The sequence below is a fragment of the Flavobacterium sp. genome (assembly GCF_044357305.1).
In the GTDB taxonomy this organism is placed as follows: domain Bacteria; phylum Bacteroidota; class Bacteroidia; order Flavobacteriales; family Flavobacteriaceae; genus Flavobacterium.
The window spans coordinates 23,515-45,728 of sequence record NZ_JBIKPS010000024.1 but is presented as its reverse complement, the minus strand read 5'-3'; the positions used below and the strand labels follow the sequence as shown (position 1 = coordinate 45,728).

General features: G+C 37.1%; 10 protein-coding genes. All 10 read right to left on the bottom strand.

Going from position 1 to position 22,214, the window contains the following annotated elements; translation table 11 throughout:
- Window positions 1–125 precede the first annotated feature (125 nt).
- The 10 genes from ACIQ2J_RS12495 to ACIQ2J_RS12450 all read right to left on the bottom strand — a co-directional run bounded on the left by ACIQ2J_RS12495 (window position 126) and on the right by ACIQ2J_RS12450 (window position 22,214).
- A complete protein-coding gene (locus tag ACIQ2J_RS12495; protein ID WP_396170336.1) occupies window positions 126–332 on the bottom strand; it encodes a hypothetical protein in 207 nt (68 codons plus the stop codon).
- A 502-nt stretch (window positions 333–834) separates the two neighbouring features.
- A complete protein-coding gene (locus tag ACIQ2J_RS12490; RefSeq protein ID WP_396170334.1) occupies window positions 835–6,114 on the bottom strand; it encodes a T9SS type A sorting domain-containing protein in 5,280 nt (1,759 codons plus the stop codon).
- 54 nt (window positions 6,115–6,168) lie between these two features.
- The gene (locus tag ACIQ2J_RS12485; protein ID WP_396170330.1) at window positions 6,169–8,292 is read right to left on the bottom strand and encodes an FISUMP domain-containing protein; all 2,124 of its coding nucleotides are present in this window, start codon (window positions 8,290–8,292) and stop codon (window positions 6,169–6,171) included.
- A 48-nt stretch (window positions 8,293–8,340) separates the two neighbouring features.
- On the bottom strand, window positions 8,341–10,377 hold the full coding sequence (locus tag ACIQ2J_RS12480) for an FISUMP domain-containing protein (protein WP_396170328.1): 2,037 nt from the start codon (window positions 10,375–10,377) through the stop codon (window positions 8,341–8,343).
- A gap of 82 nt (window positions 10,378–10,459) precedes the next feature.
- A complete protein-coding gene (locus tag ACIQ2J_RS12475) occupies window positions 10,460–12,145 on the bottom strand; it encodes a LamG-like jellyroll fold domain-containing protein (RefSeq protein ID WP_396170326.1) in 1,686 nt (561 codons plus the stop codon).
- Window positions 12,146–12,193: 48 nt separating this feature from the next.
- Window positions 12,194–14,230 (bottom strand): FISUMP domain-containing protein, encoded by a 2,037-nt coding sequence (locus ACIQ2J_RS12470; protein WP_396170322.1) that lies wholly within the window; start codon window positions 14,228–14,230, stop codon window positions 12,194–12,196.
- A 48-nt stretch (window positions 14,231–14,278) separates the two neighbouring features.
- Window positions 14,279–17,206 (bottom strand): BspA family leucine-rich repeat surface protein, encoded by a 2,928-nt coding sequence (locus ACIQ2J_RS12465; RefSeq protein ID WP_396170320.1) that lies wholly within the window; start codon window positions 17,204–17,206, stop codon window positions 14,279–14,281.
- 829 nt (window positions 17,207–18,035) lie between these two features.
- Window positions 18,036–19,658: a DUF4139 domain-containing protein gene (locus ACIQ2J_RS12460; protein ID WP_396170317.1), complete on the bottom strand. Its 1,623-nt coding sequence runs from the start codon at window positions 19,656–19,658 to the stop codon at window positions 18,036–18,038.
- A gap of 52 nt (window positions 19,659–19,710) precedes the next feature.
- Window positions 19,711–21,069, bottom strand: coding sequence for a DNA repair protein RadA (gene radA / locus ACIQ2J_RS12455; RefSeq protein WP_396170315.1), 1,359 nt, complete (start codon window positions 21,067–21,069; stop codon window positions 19,711–19,713).
- Entirely contained in the window at window positions 21,069–22,214 is a 1,146-nt protein-coding gene (locus ACIQ2J_RS12450) for an alpha/beta hydrolase-fold protein (protein ID WP_396170313.1), read from the bottom strand. The genes radA and ACIQ2J_RS12450 overlap by 1 nt, the downstream gene beginning before the upstream one ends.

The window sequence follows — 22,214 nt, the reverse complement described above, 5'->3', positions numbered from 1 at the left end:
TGTGGGAAACCGTGCCGGTTCGACTCCGGCTTCGGGTACATTAAAAGTCCGTAATTGTATTGTTAATCAATATATTACGGGCTTTTTCTATTATAATTTCCCGACTATTACCAAACAATTATTATTCATCTTCCCTCTAACATTATAGAGCTTCCGCACATCATTATTGAGTTTCGGTAGGTCATTATAGAGTTTCGGTAAGTCATTATTGAGTTTCGGTAGGTCATTATAGAGTTTCGGTAGGTCATTATAGAGTTTCCGTAAGTCATTGTTGAGTTTCGATAGGTCATTATAGAGTTTCGGTAAGTCATTATTGAGTTTCGGTAGGTCATTATTGAGTTTCGGTTGACCCCTCCTAAAATTACTTGACACTTTTTGTTGTTAATTACTAATTTTTTATGTCAACTAATTTTTTATTTCTTATGTAATATTACATCGTTTTTTATTAATTGCAAAAATTATTTTTTTACAATTTTTAATCCTGTTTTATCTTGTCAAGTTGAGGCTTTATTTCTAATCATTTTTACAGTTATTTTGTTATTACTAAAATTACTTTACCATTGTTTTTTATTACTGACCCCTCCTAAAATTATGGGATATCAATATAAAGCTTCCGTGTGATTAATGGAACGCAGATTGGGGCGGATTCTTTTACCACAAAAGGCACAAAGGATTGTGTCCTAAAGTTTAAACAATCTAATGACTACTCTCTTAAATCGCCTACTTCAACTACAAAGTTGTTTTAAAAAAGCATAATGCAGGACTATGAATACCAATAAAAAAGCCTCCTCAATTTTTTGAGGAGGCTTTGAATTATTTAGAATTCATGATAGATTATCTCTTAATCACCCGTAACGTTTTCACATTATCGCCTTGGCTTACAATCACATTGTACACTCCTGTTGGGTAGTTTGTACCTAATTGTAAATCGTTTATTGCACTTGGAGTTACTTCGGTTTTATCGATTAACTTTCCTATCATGTCGTAAATGCGAACTTGTACTATTTCGGTGCTCGATGTAGTTATATTTAAGTTGCAAGAAGTCGTGAATGGATTCGGGGAGGCAATTACCGCAAACGGCAGGTTTACCTCTGTTGATTCAACCTCTTTTGCAATTGCACAATCTTTGTAGTGCAGTGTAAATGCTACTCCGTTTACAGACACTCCACACACATTAGTGAACTTCGCTCTGTAGTAATTTACTCCAATTGCTGGGTTGGTTACCGTGTAGGTTGTTGCTGTTTCTCCTGCTATATCCATAAATCCTGTGGTAGTAGAAGTAGTAGAATGTTGCCATTGGATTGCTCCATTAGAACCCGCTGCTATTGTTAACATTTTATTGGTAGAGGCACATAGTGCTAATACTGCTGTAGCCCCACTTGGCGTGGTTGTATTGGCAGTAATTGTTTTTGCCAATGGTGCGCTGTATACCGATACTAAAACTGGGTCGGCGATTACTGTAGAACAAGATCCTATGGTAACTACCGCTCTGTAAGCAGTTGCTACGGTTATGTTTCCAGTTGCCAACGTGTTGGCTGTAGCTCCATTAATATTTACATAAACTCCAGTTAAGCTAGTCGATTTTTGCCATTGGATGCTTCCTAATGCTCCGGTTAATGTTAGTGTGGTTCCAGTTCCAGAACATACCATTGGGCTTAACCTAGTTATGGTTCCAGATACTGCAGCAGTTGTTATATTTAATGCAACAGCATTGGTATAAACTACCGAACAAACGCCACTAGTGACTTTTGCTCTAAAATAGGTGTCAGCAGTAACATTGGTTACTAGATAAGTTGCTGTGGTTGCTGTAGAAGAACCAGAAACGTAATTAGTACCCGCTGTGGCTAAACCTGTAGGAACATTTGTAAAGTTAACTCCGTCGGCAGAAGATTGCCATTGGATACTTCCTGTAGCGCCTACAACTAGTACTTTTGCATTAGAACCAGAACAGATTGCTCTTGCTCCACTAGCAATTCCTGCAACCGATTGTGGGTTTACCTTGATGGTTTTAACGGCACTTCGTGCAGTGCTACAATTTCCGCTAGTAACCACACTTCGTACATAAAAAGCAGATAACGGAGCATATGCAACGCTAGTCATAGTAAATGTAAGTTGGTTCGCTCCAGCAATTGCTTGGAATCCAGTTGTAGCGGAAACGGTAGATACTTCCCATTGGATAGCAGTTCCTACAAAAGCAGCAGAGGTAAATGTAATATCGCCAGCAGTACAAACCGAAGTTGTCGTTGCGCCATTGGCAGTCGCACTAATGCTTCCTGCTACAGCCGCTTTACTTACCGATATTTTTACTGGGATTGCTGTGGCAACACATGCGCCGTTGGTTACTAACACTCGGTACCAAGTTGCAACAGTTAGATTGTTTACCGTCAATTGGTCGGTAGTGCTAGTTTCATTAATCCAAACAGGAGTGGCACCTGTAGCGTTTATATAATTTAATGATTTTTGCCATTTAATAGTTCCTGTTGCTCCCTCTACAGAAAGTAGGGTGCTGTTGCTAAATGCAGTTGGATTTCCGTTTAGATCAAGACCTGTGGTTGCATAAGCACATACCGTAACGTCTCCTCCTACTATACTTCCTGCATTTGCTGGTGCACTCACAGTGATTTTTATTGGTGTTGCCATTGCTGTACAACTATTGTTTGTTAGCACTGCTTGGAACCAAGTAGTTTGCGATAAAACTCCGGTGTTGAATGCCATGCTTGGATTTGCTGCTGCAGAAGTTGCTGCAATTATAGAACCTACATTTTCATAGTTCACGCCGTCCGTAGAAGAACGCCATTGTAGGTTTCCGATGCTTCCTGCTGCTAGAGCTAAGTTCACGCTATTTCCTTGACAGGTGGTTAAAGCTGGAGACAAAGTTCCTACAACGCTTAGCTTAGTAGCTTTTGCTGCAGCAGAAATGCTAACCGATGTAACGGCTGAATAGTCTTTACAAGCGCCATTGGTTGCAATTGCTTTGTACCAAACCATTGGCACGGATGCCGAATAGGTTAATGTTCCTGTGTTTAAAGTTGCTGTGGTAGCACCTGCCACTGCACTCCATGTTGGCGTTGCAGCGGTGTAATTGGTAGATTTATACCAGGCAATACTTCCTGTGGTGCTGGATAAATTTAATGTAGTTCCCGATCCGGTGCACACAGTGCTCGCAAGTTGGGAAAGTGTTCCAACAGAAGCGGGTTGGCTTACTGTAATTTTGATTGCCGTTGCCTTTGCTGCGCTACAAACACCATTGGATGCTACGGCTCTAAACCATGTGGTTTGGGTTAAGACTCCTGTATTAAATACAATTAATGGATTGCTTGCCGATAGTGCTGTTTGTTCAAATATATCGCCAACATTAGCATACGTAATTCCATCGGCAGAAGCTTGCCATTGGATGTTCCCAATGCTTCCTGCTGCTAATGCTACATTTACGCTAGTACCTTGACAGGTAGTTAATAGTGGTGATAAAGTGCCTACAACACTTATTGCAGTTGCTTTGGAGAGTGTAATTAAATCGGTAATGGTAACCACCTCGGAGGTTTTAACACCACATATACTAGTGATTTCTACTTTGTATTTTGTTCCAGAAGCTGGAAGTACGGTATTGGTTTTGGTAATAGTCAAGTTAGCCGTAGTTACTCCAGAATAATTGGCGTTGTTAGAAATTAACGTCCAAGTGGTTCCTGTAGCAGCTTGCATATACCATTTATAGGTAGCAGCATCGGCAGGTGTTGCAACAGAAAATGTTGCTGTGGCTCCTGTTGCTTTACAAATGCTTGTACTAGTTGGTTGGGCGGTAATAGCATTGCTGTTGATGGTTAAAACTAAATTTTCAATAGTACACTCTGTTTCAAAAGTATAATTTCCAGATGTGGTATAAGTAGTACCATCTACCGTCCAGAAATAACTATCACAAGCGGCAATGGTAGTAGTATTATTTACTCTTGGAGTAAGTGTTAAGTGCAGAATGTCCGTATGGCAATTTACCTCAAGGGTGTAATCTCCCGATTGGGTGTATTGCGTATCATTTGCAATCCAAGTATAAGAATCGCCACAAGCTGCAACGCTAACTTCTGTTTGCGTAGCTGGAGTAAGAGTTAAATGCAAGATATCCGTATGGCAATTTACCGTATTAATGTACTGACCCGATTGGGTGTATTGCGCTCCGTTTACCTCCCATACATAAGAATCCCCGCAAGCTGCAACAGTATCTTCCGATTGTGTAGCTGGAGTAAGCGTTAAATGTAGGGTTTCGGTAATACAATTTACACTATTGGTATAATCACCAGACTGGGTGTATTGCGTTTGGTTGGACTCCCAAGTGAAGGAATCTCCACAAGCAGCAATACTAACTTCTTCTTGAGTAGCTGGGGTAAGGGTTAAATGCAAAATGTCCGTATGGCAATTTACCGTATTGGTATAGTCGCCCGATTGGGTATATTGGATTGCATTAGTATCCCAAACATACGTATCCCCGCAAGCGGCAATGGTAACTTCGGATTGTGTTTCTGGAGTAAGGGTTAAATGTAAAATATCGGTATGGCAATCTACACTATAAGCATAATCGCCAGACTTAGGATATTCAGAATTATCAATATTCCAAAAATAAGTATCTCCACATGCAGTAACACTAACTTCTGTTTGGGTAGTTGGGGTGATTGTTAAATGTAGAATATTTGTAGTACAATCTAAACTATTGGTGTAGTCGCCCGATTGGGTGTATTGTGTATCGTTAACATCCCAAACATAGGTAGCTCCACAGTAGGCAACGGTAACTTCAGATTGTGTGGCTGGGGTAAGGGTTAAATGTAGGGTTTCTGTTGTACAATCTTCACTATTAGTATAATCTCCTGATTGGGTATATTCCGTTCCATTGGCTTCCCAAACATAAGAGGCGCCACAAGCTGCAAGAGTTACTTCTGTTTGAACTACTGGCGTAAGTGTTAAATGCAGAATATCAGTAGTACAATTTACACTATTGGTATAATCGCCAGATTGGGTATATTCCGTTCCATTGGCATCCCAAGTATACGATACACCACAAGCTGCAACAGTTACTTCTGTTTCGGTTGGTGGTGTTAGTGTTAAATGCAAAATATTAGTAGTACAGTCTACGCTATTAGTATAATCACCAGATTGGGTATATTCAGTTCCGTTGGCATCCCAAGTATAATAAGCACCACAAGTGGCGATAGTAACTTGTGTTTGTGTTGCGGGAGTAAGTGTTAAATGTAAAATAGAAATTGTATTATCTAAAACATAAGTGTAATCTCCGGATTCTGTATATACAGTGCCATTTACAGCCCATGTATAAGAATCTCCACACACCAAAACACTAACTTCGGAAGTTATTGCTGGTGCAATAGTTAAATTCAGAATTTCAGTATGGCACTCGTTTACATACGTATAAGTACCTGAAGTGGTGTAAATAGCTCCCGTTACTGGCCATGTATAATTATCCATTGTTAGGATAGTAGTGGTAGTACTAGCTGCTGGATTTACTGTAATTGTTTGGGTAGCAGTAGTAGCACATTGTCCAGCATCTGGTGTAAAGGTATACTCGGTGGTTACCAAATTATTTACCTCAGGTGACCAGTTTCCTGTAAATCCGTTAGTTGAAATGTTTGGTAAAGCATCTATAACGACTCCTGAGCAAATTGACTCAATTGCATTAAATGTTGGGGTAGTTTGAGGTGCTACTGTGATAACTTTAGTTACCTGACAATTGTCAACATTAGTATATGTTATTGTTGATGTACCCGATGATATTCCTGCCACTAAGCCTGTATCAGATACTGTTGCAACATCAGTATTTGAAGAACTCCAAGGGTTTGAACTTGCAGGGGTATATGTTGCAGATAGTTGACTAGTTCCGTTGATGCATACGAAATTAGAACCCGTGATGACAGAGTTACTATTCACGGTAATGACCAAACTATCATAATAATTAACACCATTATTTGTAATAGTGACTAAATAAGTAGTAGTAACACTAGGATTAACATTAATAGATGGTGTTGTTTCCCCATTACTCCATAGGTAAGTGGTTTGAGCGTTAATTTCATAAGAAAAAAATGAAAAAACAACAATAATAAAAGCAGCTAAATTTTTCATAATAAGTATTTTAGTTTTTGTTTTAGTCTAATTAGGGAAATTTCTAAATTCAATTTAATTTTTCAAACATCTAACTGACACTCCCATTTTTTTGGTCTCAGGAGCATTACCACGCCATGGAGATATTCTTGATAAATCACCAGACATATTAGACAATTGAACATAATGTGATTCTCCGTCTCCAAAAGTGTTATTAATATGATATAGAGCTTTTGTTCCACAAGTTAAAAAATTACCGTCTAAATCTCTACCGCCAGAAGGACGGGCATTGAAATTTAATAAGTTAATTGCACCTTCATTTGGTTCATTCCATTCGTTTGTACCTGTAATTTTCAACATACCTCCTGAATTTGAAGTTTGATTAGGAAACGAATTTATTACCCATGTTTTTAATCCACTTTCACCAAACCACTCATCAAAAGTTGGTACATGCCAACCAATCGGACACATTTTATTTGTACTAACTGTATAAAAATTATATAGTTTACCAATATTTGCACAATCGCTTAAGTTTGCTGAATTATAACACCAAGCAGAATCATTTGCATTATTCCATTCGATTGAAGATTGTAATTGTGGAATTAATGTACCATCATTTAAAGTACTTACACGAAGGTCTTCAGCCATCCATAATTGACTTCCTATTTTAACCGTTTGATATATATTACCTTCGATATCTACAACCTTGTTTTCATCAATTATAACTGTAAGTGTTGCTTGATCTTCTGGACAAATACTTGAGTTATTTGTTATAACTGAATGGGATAAATGTTTCAAAATAGTTATTGTCATTATACTATTTGAAGCACATTGCCCAATATTTGGACTAAAAACATATGTTGTTGTTAGTTGATTATTTATTGGTGGTGTCCATGCTCCAATAATTCCATTTGATGAAGTTGTAGGTAAATTTTGAATACTGGCTCCCAAAAAATAAGGATCTATTTGCGTAAACGATGGAATAACTTGCGGTGTAATAGAAACATTTACTGTAGTTCTGGTGCTTTCGCAGCTGTTTATAGTTTGAGAAGCAAAGTAAGTTCCAGCTGTTAACGGGGTTGTAGTTGCTAAAGCGGCTCCGTCATTTGCGGAAGCATACCATTTAATATCCGTTCCAGTTGCTACTAAATTGGCAACGGTTGCATTGTTGCAAAAAGTTTGCGGTTGTGCGATTGGGGCTGGAGTTGCCGATAAATTAATGGTGGCTGTAACCGCAGTACTTACACAACCCTCAATACTAGTTTCTACAGCTTGAAGCGTGTAAGAGCCATCGGGAACAGTGGTCCAATCTATGGTTATTTCATTTGTACCATTTCCAGTAATAACAGCATTTGGTGCTGCAGGTAAAATATTCCAAGCATAAGTAGAACCATCGTGCGTGGCATCGCCAACATTTACATTATAAGGTTGAATGGTTTTAGTGCAAAGATTTTGAGTGCTTGTTGATGAAGTATACAATTGGGTTATTTCGGCTTGAGTTAGGGCACGGTTGTAGATGGCGATGTCGTCTATTTTTCCTTGAAAATAAGCAATGTCACCAGCCCAATTCCTTCCTATTTGTATGTCACCATCCCAACAACTCGAAGTCTGAGGAAATAAAGTTGTCATCGTTTTTACTAGTACTTCATCTATATATAAATTCATTGAATTTCCACTAATGGTTCCCACAACATGGTGGAAATTAGAATCCATAATGTTTTGACTTTTTTCATTTTTTTCCCAGCCTTCTCCTGGAATACAACTTATATTATTATATTTTGCTGCAAGTTCCACACCATATTGCGTTAGATCGCTAAACAAAATTCCAAAATGTTCGTTTTCAGCATCAGTATATCTCAATCTTATTAGTGCGCACTGTCGTGCAACATTTGAGCTATTTATCCAAAAACTTATACTTAAATCATTAGAATTAAATACAGTGCTATTTGGAATAGTGATATAATTATTAGAAAAAAGATACGCGCTATCCGCATTTCCATTTCTATCGGTAGTTAAGGTAGCGCCATTTACGGTGCCGTTATTGCCATTACCGCTTAGGTCGTTGGCATTACCATTAAAACCCCAATAGCCCACAAGGCCATTGGTTGGCACGTACGATGGTAAAGTTTGTGCCTGCATATTGGTTACTGCAAATGTTACAATTGCTATAACTAGGGTAAGTAATTTTCTTGTTTTCATAATTATTTTCTTTTAATAGGAAAAGTTATATTGGGTATTTGGGTATATTTAATCTTTTATTAGGCGGACTGATCCTCCGAATGCCTTATTGGCGCTACCGCTGCCAGCATTGTCGTTACCACTACCGCCGTAATTCAGGCTACGACCCCAAGCGTCCGTAGTGCTTGTCTCCGACGAACTCCACCAGATACCGAACTCATTAATAAAATTGAATGGTCCTTGGTTGAAGCGGTAACCTCCTGGAAGACCTGAAAAACCACTACTATTCGTAGCATCTGAATTTGGACTTGCCCAAAATTCTGTGCCAGTTACTTTCATTTTTCCTGATGCCACACTTTCACCTCCTAAAAAGGCAGATAAAGTATTCCATTCATTATCACTTGGCACATGCCAACCTACAGGCGCAAATTGTTTTCTTAAAGTTGTATCGTTAAAGGATGATACATCATAAATTCCTGCTACCGCATACCAATTATACAATTTTCCATAAACTTCTCCATTTGCTGGGTTGTTGTCATAATAACACCATGCGCCTGTAGTTAAATTTTCCCATTGCGTTGGGTCAGTTACTTGAGGTATCGGGGTGCCATCACGGTAGGTAGATACATCCAAATTTTTACTCGTCCAAATTTGGGTTCCTATAGTAACATTTGGCAAAGCAGCAACTGTAGCTGTTGGCGCTACAAATGAAATTGCCGAGGTTACTTTAGGTGTAGTAATAGTTATAGTTTGTGTGGTAGTAGCAGCACATTGCCCTGCATCTGGAGTAAAAGTGTAGGTGGTTGTAACATTATTATTAATTGCTGGCGACCAGGTTCCTGTTATTCCATTGTTGGAAGTAACTGGTAAAGCAGTTAGATTAGAACCGGAACAAGTAGAGGCAATTGGCGTAAACGTTGGGGTAACTTGTGGCGAAATGGTTAGTGCTACAGCCGTTCTTTCGCTTTCACAAGTGCCAATGGTTTGCGATACGTAATAAGTTCCCGTAGTTAAAGCTGTGGTGGCATCTAAAGTGGTGCCGCCAGTTGCAGTTGCATACCATTGCAAGTTGGTGCCGGTTGCTACTAAATTAGCAACGGTTGCATTGTTACAAAAATTTTGCGGTTGTGCTATTGGTGCTGGAGTTGCCGATAAATTTATGGTTGCTGCAACGGCAGTACTTACACAGCCCTCAATACTAGTTTCAATCGCTTGTAATCTATAAGAACCATCGGGAACGTTAGTCCAATCAATGGTTATTGCATTAGTGCCATTTCCTGTAATAACAGCATTTGGTGCTGCAGGAGTTATGCTCCAAGCATAAGTAGAGCCCTCGTGAGTGGCATCGCCAACATTAACATTATAAGGCTGTACGGTTTTGGTACAAAGATTTTGAGTGCTTGTTGATGAAGTATATAATTGGGTGATTTCTTGTTGGGTTAAAGCACGGTTATAGATGGCAAGGTCATCAATATTTCCTTGAAAACCACCATGAAGTGGCGCGCCAAACCAATACATTCCAATTGATCCACCAGTGCCTAATGACGGTATTGGGTGCATTAAATTTTGCATACTATATATTAATATTCCATTTTGATAAAACTTGGCTGTTTCCCCATCATTTGTATATGTTATCATTGCCCATTCATTATTCGGAATTGAGTTATATGTAGCGCCTACTGAATTAGTACCGTCGGCTTGTCCTAAAGTTGGACCAGAGGAATTATTATCCCACATACATTGAACACTCCCAATACATAAAACACGAGGATTATCACATCCATTTCCATCTCTTTTTACCCAAAAATCAAAACTAATTCCTGTACTAACTAGATTACCATTTATTGTTGTTTCTAATCTTGTACTACAAGTTCCATCTTGGTTAAAATATGCACTTGAATTTTCTTGATTAAATCTGTCTGTAGAAAGTTGAACATTGAAATTAGAAACAGTTTCATGAGCGCCTGATTGTTCATTAAAACTATTATTAAAGGGCCACCAACCTATCAACCCATTGCTAGGTACATACGAAGGAACTGTTTGTGAAAAACTAAATGCAAATGTAAAAATTGCAACTACTGTTATTAATTTTTTTCTTGTTTTCATAATTGTTTTCTTTTAATAGGAAAAGTTATATTGGGTATTTGGGTATATTTAATCTTTGTGTAGGCGAACTGTTAAACCATTATCAATATTGCATTGGAGCTGACCATGCTGGTGTTGATAAAATGGTTAATATTTCTTCATATGAATAAGGGCCTTCCTTTGTTGTTAAGTTAATTACACATTGAGGCATTTCGCCATCCCATTTAACAAATGTTTTTGTGCCATCAACAGATATTCTGACTGTTTGTGCCGATGTTTCTAATACGGTTGAAAAATCAATGCTATTTAATTCGGACACGTTGAAAATCATAAATTTTCGGTTACTGTAGTTTTGGTTGCCAGTTGGAACACTTGGTGAAGGAACTACCGTAATAGGTGGCGCAACAAATGATATTTCAGAAGTTATTAACGGCGTTGTAATAATAATTGTTTGCGTGGTAGCAGCAGCACATTGACCTTCATTAGGTGTAAAGGTGTAGGTGGTTGTAACATTATTGTTAATTGCTGGTGACCAAGTTCCTATAATTCCATTGTTGGAAGTAGTTGGTAAAGCGGTTATATTAAAACCGGAACAAGTAGAGGCAATTGGCGTAAACGTTGGGGTAACTTGTGGTGTAATTGTTATTTCTACTGCCGTTTTTATACTTTCGCAAGTGCCAATGGTTTGCGACACGTAATAAGTTCCTGTGGTTAAAATTGCTGTACTATCTAAAGCGGTTGCGCCAGTTGCAGCAGCATACCAATTCAAGCTGGTGCCTGTCGCAACTAAATTCGCTACAGTTGCATTGGCACAAAAAGTTTGGGATTGTGCAGCCGGAGCTGGGGTTGCCAATAAATTAATGGTTGCTGCAACGGCAGTACTTTCACAGCCTAGCATATTTGTTTCTATTGCTTGTAATCTATAGGAACCATTAGTAACGTTGGTCCAATCTATAGTTATTGAATTGGTACCATTTCCTGTAATAACAGCATTTGTTGCTGCAGGAAATATACTCCATATGTAAGTAGAAGCCTCGTGCGCGATATCGCCAACATTTACATTATACGGTTGAATGGTTTTAGTACAAAGATTTTGAGTGCTTAATGAAGAATTATATAACTGGGTAATCTCCGATTGGGTTAATACTCTATTCCAAATGCCAATATCATCCAAAAATCCATTTAAAGTTCCTACAGCATCATTACCGCCATTACCGCCAAAAATTAAAGATTGAGTATTATTGGAAATGGGAATTATATCGGACTTAATTAAAACTCCATTTTTATACATATTCGATTGACCATTATCATTTGTTATTGTGATTAAATCCCAACTTTGATTTGATAAATCAGTAATACTTCCAAAACTTTGTGGTTTAGTGTAAAATAGAACATTTTGAGCTATAAAAGTACCAATTCCTATATTATTAGATGTTTCTTTACTAATACACCAAAACCATCCACCTGTTAATTCGTTGTTTTTCAAATAAAACGACAAGCTAAATTGTGTTGTAAAATTCAATGTTGGATTATCCGCTATTTCAATAAAATCATTACCATCAAAACTATAGGCGCTATTTGAATTCCCAAATCTATCGGTAGTTAGGGTAGCACCATTTACTGTACCATTATTGCCATTACCACTTTGGTCGTTGGCAGTACCATTAAAACCCCAATAGCCAACAAGGCCATTAGTAGGTACATACGATGGTAGAGTTTGAGCCTGGATGTTGGTTATTGCAACGGCTAAAATTGCTATAACTAGGGTAAGTAATTTTCTTGTTTTCATAATTGTATTCTTTTAATAGGAAAAGTTATATTGGGTAATGGGGTATATTTAATCTTTAATAAAGCGAACTGAGAAACCGTGCAATTTTTCATAGTTGTAACCATCGGCATTTCCATTATAATATCTCAGGACACGACTCCAAGCATTTGCAATTCCGTCCTCGGAAGTACTCCACCAGTAACCGTTGCTACCAAAGAAGTCAAACGACCCATTGCTATAGCGACAACCTCCCGGAAGTGCTGTAAAATTACTACTGTTTGTAGCATCTGCATTAGGACTTAACCAATGTGTAACATCTGTTTCTTTCATTTTGCCACCTGCAACTGAATCACCACCTAAAAAGGTATTTAATGTACTCCATTCCGTGTCACTTGGAACATGCCAACCCGTTGGCGCAAATTGTTTTCTTAAAGTTGTGTCGTTTAATGATGCTGCATCATAAATGCCAGCCACGGCATACCAATTGTATAGTTTGCCATAAACTTCGCCATTGGCTGGGTCGTTGTCATAATAACACCAAGCCCCAGTAGTTAGGTTAGCCCATTGATTTGGATCGGTTACTTGTGGTATTGGAGTACCGTCTCGATAAGTAGCAATATCTAAATTTTTACTTGTCCATATTTGGGTTCCAATATTAACAAAAGGTGGAATTGGCAAAAATGATATTTCAGAAGTTATTAACGGCGTTGTAATAATAATTGTTTGCGTGGTAGCAGCAGCACATTGACCTTCATTAGGTGTAAAGGTGTAGGTGGTTGTAACATTATTGTTAATTGCTGGTGACCAAGTTCCTATAATTCCATTGTTGGAAGTAGTTGGTAAAGCGGTTATATTAAAACCGGAACAAGTAGAGGCAATTGGCGTAAACGTTGGGGTAACTTGTGGTGTAATTGTTATTTCTACTGCCGTTTTTATACTTTCGCAAGTGCCAATGGTTTGCGACACGTAATAAGTTCCTGTGGTTAAAATTGCTGTACTATCTAAAGCGGTTGCGCCAGTTGCAGCAGCATACCAATTCAAGCTGGTGCCTGTCGCAACTAAATTCGCTACAGTTGCATTGGCACAAAAAGTTTGGGATTGTGCAGCCGGAGCTGGGGTTGCCAATAAATTAATGGTTGCTGCAACGGCAGTACTTTCACAGCCTAGCACATTTGTTTCTATTGCTTGTAATCTATAGGAACCATTAGTAACGTTGGTCCAATCTATAGTTATTGAATTGGTACCATTTCCTGTAATAACAGCAGTTGGTGCTGCAGGAAATATACTCCATATGTAAGTAGAAGCCTCGTGCGCGATATCGCCAACATTTACATTATACGGTTGAATGGTTTTAGTACAAAGATTTTGAGTGACTTTAGCTGCATTATATAATGGAGTGATTTCAGTTTGGGTTAATGCACGGTTGTAGATGGCGATGTCGTCTATTTGTCCATTAAAATTATAACCCGACCCCCATACTCCTAATAATAAATCGGTTCCATTATTTATTGGAGCATATGCTGTTACATAACCATTAACCACATTTATTTGACTAACTAATACACTGTCAACATATATAGCAAACTGATTTGGATCTATTATTCCAGGAGTGCCATTATAAACACCTACTACATGATGCCATTGATTATCATTATAGTTAGTGTTTGTCAACTTCCCAGTTTGAATATTTCCACCATCTGCAATATAAAATACCTTACCGCCATGAATTAATAAAGTTAAACCAACTTGATCTAAAGTAATTCTACCAGCTAATATTGCACTATATTCAGATGTAGTTTTAAACCATGCAGATATTGAATAAGTAATAATTTCGTTTTGTTGCAACGGCAAACTAATTTTAGCGTTTTGGGAAGCATCAAAACTGTATGCGCTATTTGCATTCCCAAATCTATCGGTGGTTAAGGTAGCACCATTTACTGTACCATTATTGCCATTACCACTTTGGTCGTTGGCAGTACCATTAAAACCCCAAAAGCCCACAAGGCCATTAGTAGGTACATACGATGGTAAAGTTTGAGCTTGGATATTGGTTATTGCAACGGCTAAAATTGCTATAACTAGGGTAAGTAATTTTCTTGTTTTCATAATTGTATTCTTTTAATAGGAAAAGTTATATTGGGTAATGGGGTATATTTAATCTTTAATAAGGCGAACTGAGAAACCGTACGTCTTAACGTTGAGGTTTCTGCCGGCACTGCCGTACCAGTAACCCAGGCTGCGGGCCCAGGCGACCGTCGTATCGTACTCTGACGAACTCCACCAACTGCCGTAGCCGCCAATGGTGCCGAATGCCCCATCGTAGACGCGATAACCTCCTGGAAGACCTGTAAAACCACTGCTATTGTTAGCATCCTGATTAGGACTATTCCAAAGCTCTGTGCTCGTTTCTTTCATCATGCCGCCTGCAACACTTTCGCTACCTAAAAACGTAGTTAAACTAGTCCATTCGGCATCTGTTGGAACGTGGTAACCCGTTGGCGCAAATTGTTTTCTTAGAGTTGTGTCGTTTAATGATGCTGCATCATAAATGCCAGCCACGGCATACCAATTGTATAGTTTGCCATAAACTTCACCATTGGCTGGGTCGTTATTATAATAACACCAAGCCCCAGTAGTTAGGTTAGCCCATTGATTTGGATCGGTTACTTGTGGTATTGGGGTACCGTCTCGATAAGTAGCAATATCTAAATTTTTATTCGTCCAAATTTGGGTTCCTACAGTAACATTTAATAAAGAAGCAGCAGTAACTTGTGGCGCTTCAAATGAAATCTCAGAGGTTATAAACGGGTTTGTAATTGAAATTGTTTGTGTTGTAGTAACAGCGCATTGCCCTGCATTTGGAGTAAAGGTATAGGTGGTTGTAACATTATTGTTAATTGCTGGTGACCAAGTTCCTGTAATTCCATTATTGGAAGTAGTTGGTAAAGCGTTTATATTAAAACCGGAACAAGTAGAGGCAATTGGCGCAAACGTTGGGGTAACTTGTGGTGAAATAGTTACTGCTACTTCGGTTCTTGCACTTTCAATGGAATTTATAGTTTGCGATACAAAATAATTTCCTGTAACCAATGGTGTATCTGAAGCCAATGCTAATCCCTCTATTGCTGTAGAGAACCAGTTTAATTCGGAGCCAGTTGCTGCTAGGCTTCCCACCGTAGCTGAGCCACAAAATGATTGGATTGATTCTGTTGAGAAAGAAATACAATCAACTCCGCCGTCTGTTATATTCCAACCAAAGTTATTTGTTAAATAATCTCGAGCCACTACACCATTACAATAATTAGAATTTCCTGCGGAAAAAGTCACCATTTGTTTTACACCACTATTTGCAGCTCTTGCTGCCCAGCCAATAAGTGTAGCATCATAATTGACGGTAGAGAGATTAGTACCATAGAGCATTTGATACATATTAGTTACCTGACTAATATCCCAATTGCCAATTGACTGATTAAATGGAGTTAGCATAAACATTTGTTCCATATTGGTTGCCTGACTTACATTCCAATTACCGATAGGTTTATTGAAGGGGGCTGCGTAAAACATCTGATACATGTTAGTTACCTGACTCACATCCCAATCACCGATAGGCTGATTAAAAGGAGTGTACATAAACATTTGTTGCATATCTGTAACATGACTCACATCCCAATTACTAATAAGTTGGTTGAACGGAGTGCCATAAAACATTTGATACATACTTGTTATTTTACTCACATCCCAATCTCCGATTGGCTGATTAAAAGGAGTTTGCATAAATATTTGAAACATATTACTTACGTTACCAACATTCCAATTACCGATAGGTTGATTGAAGGGTGTACCGTAGAACATCTGGTACATATTGGTTACCTGACTAACATCCCAATCTTCAATAGACTGATTAAATGGAGTTAGCATAAACATTTGTTGCATATTTGTTACCTGACTTACATTCCAACTACCAATAGGTTGATTGAAGGGTGTATTGTAAAACATCTGATACATATTGGTGCATAACGAAAGGTCTGGTGCTTGGGAAGGAAAACTATTAAGAAGCGCACAGGACTGAAACATATTAGCCATACTCGTCCATTTTTGTGTACCCCATTGTTGCACGGCTTTTAGTTTAATTTGTTCGACAAATTTTAAATGAGGAAAAGTACCCGTAATACTTACCGTATGTTCGCCGATATTGTTGTAAGTGTGAGATGGTGATTGAGTTGCCGTATAAGTATTTGTAGCCGAACCATCTCCCCAATCTATTGTATAATTAGAGGCGTCTGGTTGAGTTGGTAAAGTAAGTGTTTCATTATTAACGTCTGTTACCCATGTGGTAATAAAGGCATCGGTAGCTTGATTTGCTGTAAATAATTGTATAATTTCGGGTTGGGATAGGGCTCGATTATAGATGGCGATGTCATCTATTTTTCCATTAAACCAATAATCAGAATAAGAATAAAAGATATGACTTCCAAACGTTAATCCTTCAGTAGTTTGGTTTATTGTTCCTGTTTTTATTGTTTGATTATCAAGTGTACCATTTATATATAAATACATTTGATTACCATCATAAACCACCGTTATTAAACTCCATTGATTGAGAGTTGCATTACTATTGCTTTCAAGTTGTGTTTCTGAACCTCCTGCGTTAAGAGTAAACATCCATTTTCCATTTGATTGAGGTCCAATGATTGAATAACTTCTATAATCTAAATTTATATGGGATCCTTTGGATACACAATATTTATTATCTTCATAGACTCTAGGAAATATCCATGCTGAAACGGTTAAATAGTTCAGAGGAGATATAGAACTGGAATGATTTACATTTATCTGGCCATTAATACCATCAAAATCAAATGCATTATTTAAAACTCCGCTTCTGCCGTCACACAATGAAGCCCCATTTATTATAGTTCCATTATTAGCATTGGAACTTTCGTCATTGGCATTACTATTAAAACCCCAATACCCACCAATGCCATTGGTGGGTATATAAGAAGGTAAATTTTGAGAATAACTTTTTGTTACTGCAAATGCTAGAATTGCTATAACTACCATAAGTATTTTTTTGGTTTTCATAAATCAATTATTTAAAAACCAAAAAAATTGGCTGTTACTATTTGAAGATAAATCAAATTATAAATTAGTTTAATTAATTTGTCCTAAACGTTTACCCTCTCAAAAGAGAGGAAAAAAATTTAATTATAATACTGTTATTTTTAGTATAACCCTAAATTTCTGCAATTTAAACAATATTTTAATACAATTAAGGTGCAAGTTGGTTCAAGTTCAAAAAAAATTAACAATAATTTTACTACAAATGCAAAATATCCTACAACAAGCCTTATCTAAAGGAATTTGTGATTGTCAAATATTGGTATTGAAAAGCAAAAAACTAAAATAAAATACTTTTTATTACTTTTAAAAAAATTAATATGGCAGTCCTTAAAAATTTTAAGGTTATTTTGGACCATTAAAATGCGTCGAAAATCTTCAAAATCTTGGATCAATTTGTTAGAGATTTAATATGGCTAGTCTACCAAGTCGAAATAACCTCTTAGGAAATTTAGGGGTTATTATTTATTCAAAAAATGAAATTATTTCATCTAATTCCAAAAAAAAGTTAGACTTATTAACTGAATACCGTACATTAAAAGTCCGTAATAGATTTGTAAAACAAATCTTTACGGTATTTTCAATTAATAATTCCATGACTATTACCTGACAATTATTGGAGTTTTGGTAAGTCACTATTGAGCTTCCGTTTAGCTTTATTGAGCTTCCGTAGAGTTTACGCAATCTAATGTCTACTCCCACCTTCTACAATTACAAATGTGGGCGCTCCAACTACAAATTCGAACGCTCTAATTACAAATGCAGATGTTTCAACTAAAAATGGGTATAAAACCTACAAGTTATCAATCACCTTATCCTTTGGATACTTCACTTTATAACTAATTCTGATTTTCTTAGTTTCGTTGGGAGCCAATTTCAATTCCCAAGTAAGAATTCCAGTTTCGGTGTTTACTTTTGCTTTGCCATCTTCCAATAATTCAATGGTGATTTCATTATCGGAACTCAATGGATATTGGTCTTTCAATAGCATTTGAATATCTTCTTTTTTATTGTTTCGAATGGTTAAATCGTAGGTAAACATTTGCTCTTTATAAGAAGACAAGAATTTGGTACCCGATTTATCCACCACTTTCTCCCGTTTGATTGAGATTTTTTTATCGCGTCCCATGCTTAAATTTAAGGTATCGGTGGTTTGATTTGGATTGATAGTCGTTTTGCCTACATACAGTCCTTCAAAAATAATATTGGCCTCACCAGGCAACAAATTGTATTTGGAATAATCATTAATTTCTGCCAATAAAAACGCTTCTTTATCCACACGTGGTGCTGCATAATATTTGTAAGTAGCAGGCAATTTAATTTCTTTCAAAGCCACCGAATGGGCTTTCCCATTGGATAAAATATCATACGGAATGTCAATATCAAAGGAAACGTTGAGTTGGGTTTCCACATCGGTTGCATTTATAGAACGGACTTGTTTGTCTTTTTTCATTTCGTATCCTGCCACCACAACTTCATTTAATTGAACGCCAGATGCTCTACCTTGAAGTTTATTACTAAGAACATCCCCATTACGATAATCATCTTGGTATCCATATCTCAAAAACCAAGATCCTAAAATAGGTGCTTGATTATTCTGATTTGGATTGCCGCTAGACAAAGTCAATTTCACTTTTTTCCAATCGATGCCTGTGTTTTGAGTCACTTGTGCTTTATACATCATGTTAATTGGGTCTTTCACGCTATCGGCACGCAAGTCATAAAACGGTTTCCAATTGGCATTGTTGGTGATGTAATTAATATCAAAATTCACATTTCCGGCAACTTCATTCATCACCTGAAGAATTAATTTTCCGTCGGAGGATTTGTCTTCTTTTTGGGTGTTGATTTCTAGCTTTTTGTTCAAATTTTGCAATTGAATATTCCACTTGGTTTCTCTTTCTTGTAACATGGTTATAGTGTTGTTCAACTCGCTGCGTTTGGCTTTGTAAAAATCTACCAACTTCATCAGTTCGGCAATATTCAAGCCTGTATTAGCGCCAGCAACCATTTGATTTTTATCTAATAAATCAACAGTTTTAGAATTGGAAACTTTCTCAATTTGAATTTTAGCAATTTCCTTGTTTACAATAGTAATACTATCGCGCACTTTTTTAATGGCAGGATTGCTTTCGTCAATTTCGTATTCGGAGATGTAATTTTGGGTAAACTGTACCGACAAAACCGTCACCGAATTGGGTGCTCCAATTTGAACTGTATTTTCATTCAAATAATCGGCTACATTTTTAATGACAATTTCGCTCGTTCCTACCGGAAGATTTATCGAAGTTGTTTGTTGCAACTCGGCAGCATTAAAATATACTGTGGCGGCTTTTACTTTTGCGGAAGCAAAAATTGGTTTTTGAGCAAAACTAATTGCCGAAACCAGTACTGTGATAAGAAGTAATTTTTTCATATGATTTTAATGTCAATTAATTAGTAACGAACTAATTTTATAAATAGTATTTTTATCCAAACAAATGCTCTACTACTTCTTCAATTTTGGAGACTAAAACTACTTTTATACCTGGAAATTTTGTGGAAATTTTATTGTATTTGGATACGAAAATCGTTGCAAATCCTAATTTTTCAGCTTCTTGAATGCGTTGTTCTACTCTGTTCACCGGTCGGATTTCTCCCGAAAGCCCTACTTCTCCAGCAAAACAAACATCTTTTCCAACAGGAATATCCTCATTAGAAGAAAGAATTGCCGCTACAACCGCTAAATCAATAGCAGGGTCGTCTACAGAAATCCCACCGGTAACGTTTAAGAAAACATCTTTAGTGCCCAACCTAAATCCGGCACGTTTTTCTAAAACCGCCAAGAGCATGTTCAGTCTTTTGGCATTATAACCTGTGGTGCTACGTTGCGGAGTTCCATAAACCGCGGTAGAAACTAATGCTTGAATTTCAATCATTAACGGGCGCATACCTTCTAAAGTAGAAGCAATAGCAGTACCAGAAAGTTCTTCTTCCCGGTGCGAAAGTAATATTTCGGAAGGATTAGAAACTTCTCTCAAACCCGAACCTAGCATTTCGTAAATTCCCAATTCGGCTGTAGAACCAAATCGGTTTTTTAAACTTCGTAAAATTCGGTACACGTGATTTCTATCGCCTTCAAATTGCAAAACGGTGTCTACCATGTGTTCTAAAATCTTTGGTCCTGCAATGGTTCCGTCTTTGGTAATGTGTCCAATTAATATAACGGGGACGTTGGTTTCCTTTGCAAATTTTATCAACTCGGCGGTACATTCTCTAATCTGAGAAATGCTCCCTGCAGTAGATTCAATATAATCGGTATGCAATGTTTGAATGGAATCGATAATTACAATTTCGGGTTCCATTTCTTGAATTTGTCGAAAGATATTTTGGGTTTTAGTTTCGGTAAGAATATAACAATTATCGCCTTCGGGAGTAATTCTTTCGGCGCGCATTTTTATTTGTTTCTGACTTTCCTCTCCCGAAACGTATAGAGTTTTGTAAGGTAATTTTAAAGATATTTGAAGTAATAAAGTACTTTTTCCAATGCCAGGTTCACCGCCAAGAAGGATTAAAGAACCAGGGACTATTCCGCCACCAAGTACTCGGTTTAATTCGCCATCCAAAGTATCCATGCGCACTTCTTGCGAGGAATCTATCTCGGCAATTTTTAGTGGTTTGGGCGCTTTTTTAAGTTCGGAAGAAGTCTTCCAACTGGTTTTTTCTTCTTTTTGAATTACTTCTTCAACAATAGTATTCCATTCTTTACAGGCATTGCATTGCCCTTGCCATTTGGAATATTGGGTTCCGCAATTTTGACAAAAAAAGGAAGTTTTAATTTTAGCCATTATTTTTTTATTTGAGCACGTAGTTCTGTTGCTTTATCCAACATCATGTCTTTGGTTAAATTTCCTATAGGCTGCATTTGAAAAGCATTTTGATAGTATTTTACTGCATTTTTTATATCTCCTGTGTTTTCATAAAGCTGTGCCATTTGGTAATCACCAAGCATGGATTTAGGATACATTTTACGCGAAAGTTGTGCTAATTGTTCCAATTCGGCATAGGCTTTATTTTTTAATATTGCCGCTTCAATTGCTTTAAAATCGTTAATTCGGATGTTCATTTTAATGCTCAACGCTTTTTCTAAAAGATCGTATTTATTTTTTAAATAAGTCACATAACCCGACTCCAATTTGATAATCTTTTCTTGAAATTCGGTATCAGATATAGGTTGGTAAGTAGCAAAAAATTGATATAACGCATTCGGAATAGAATATAATACCAAAGAATAATGGGATGCACCTTTAAATTCGTCGTATTTGTAATTTAAATTTGCATTTACAACGGCTTTCATATTTTCATCCAAAGAAGTTATTTTGCCTTTCAATTTTCTTATGTCTCCATCCGAAGAAGACTGGTAGTAAAAAATATTTTGCTTAAAAGTAGCCAGTCTTTCAGGAATTCGTGTTTCCATATCTAAAGCTAATTGAGGGCTTAAAGAAATATAAGCGTTAAATAACGGGGTATCTTTATATAAATAAAAATTCATAAAACTTGCAGTTAGATCATGACCTGCAATGATTTTGAAAGGAGAAACACGGTATTTATTTTGAATGTATGGCATTAATTCGCCTCCAATAAACTCAAAAAAATCTTCGCCTTTTTCGTCTGGTAATCCTGTGGTTGCATCAATAGCGCAATCATCATCTCTTTCTCTTTCTTGTTTAATTCCAACAATGATTACTTCGGGCAAGTCGTCCCAATAATTTCCATAACTTAAAGCACCTTGAAACGGGTCAAAAAGATAATCGCCATCCAATAAAAATAATAGAGGATAGGATTTTTTTGTTTCTTTAGAATAGGAAGGAGGAAGAGAAATGGTTAATTCCCGATAGACTTTTTGTTTCTTAAACATAACGCTATCTTTCACTTTTTGAGAGTATCCGCTGTAGCTTAAAACAACTACCAATACAAGGAGAATTTTTTTCAT

Bases quoted from the DNA above. Each gene is read 5' to 3' on its own strand.
- ACIQ2J_RS12495 (WP_396170336.1), bottom strand. From the start codon at position 332: ATGACCTACCGAAACTCAATAATGACTTACCGAAACTCTATAATGACC.
- ACIQ2J_RS12490 (WP_396170334.1), bottom strand. From the start codon at position 6,114: ATGAAAAATTTAGCTGCTTTTATTATTGTTGTTTTTTCATTTTTTTCT.
- ACIQ2J_RS12485 (WP_396170330.1), bottom strand. From the start codon at position 8,292: ATGAAAACAAGAAAATTACTTACCCTAGTTATAGCAATTGTAACATTT.
- ACIQ2J_RS12480 (WP_396170328.1), bottom strand. From the start codon at position 10,377: ATGAAAACAAGAAAAAAATTAATAACAGTAGTTGCAATTTTTACATTT.
- ACIQ2J_RS12475 (WP_396170326.1), bottom strand. From the start codon at position 12,145: ATGAAAACAAGAAAATTACTTACCCTAGTTATAGCAATTTTAGCCGTT.
- ACIQ2J_RS12470 (WP_396170322.1), bottom strand. From the start codon at position 14,230: ATGAAAACAAGAAAATTACTTACCCTAGTTATAGCAATTTTAGCCGTT.
- ACIQ2J_RS12465 (WP_396170320.1), bottom strand. From the start codon at position 17,206: ATGAAAACCAAAAAAATACTTATGGTAGTTATAGCAATTCTAGCATTT.
- ACIQ2J_RS12460 (WP_396170317.1), bottom strand. From the start codon at position 19,658: ATGAAAAAATTACTTCTTATCACAGTACTGGTTTCGGCAATTAGTTTT.
- radA (WP_396170315.1), bottom strand. From the start codon at position 21,069: ATGGCTAAAATTAAAACTTCCTTTTTTTGTCAAAATTGCGGAACCCAA.
- ACIQ2J_RS12450 (WP_396170313.1), bottom strand. From the start codon at position 22,214: ATGAAAAAAATTCTCCTTGTATTGGTAGTTGTTTTAAGCTACAGCGGA.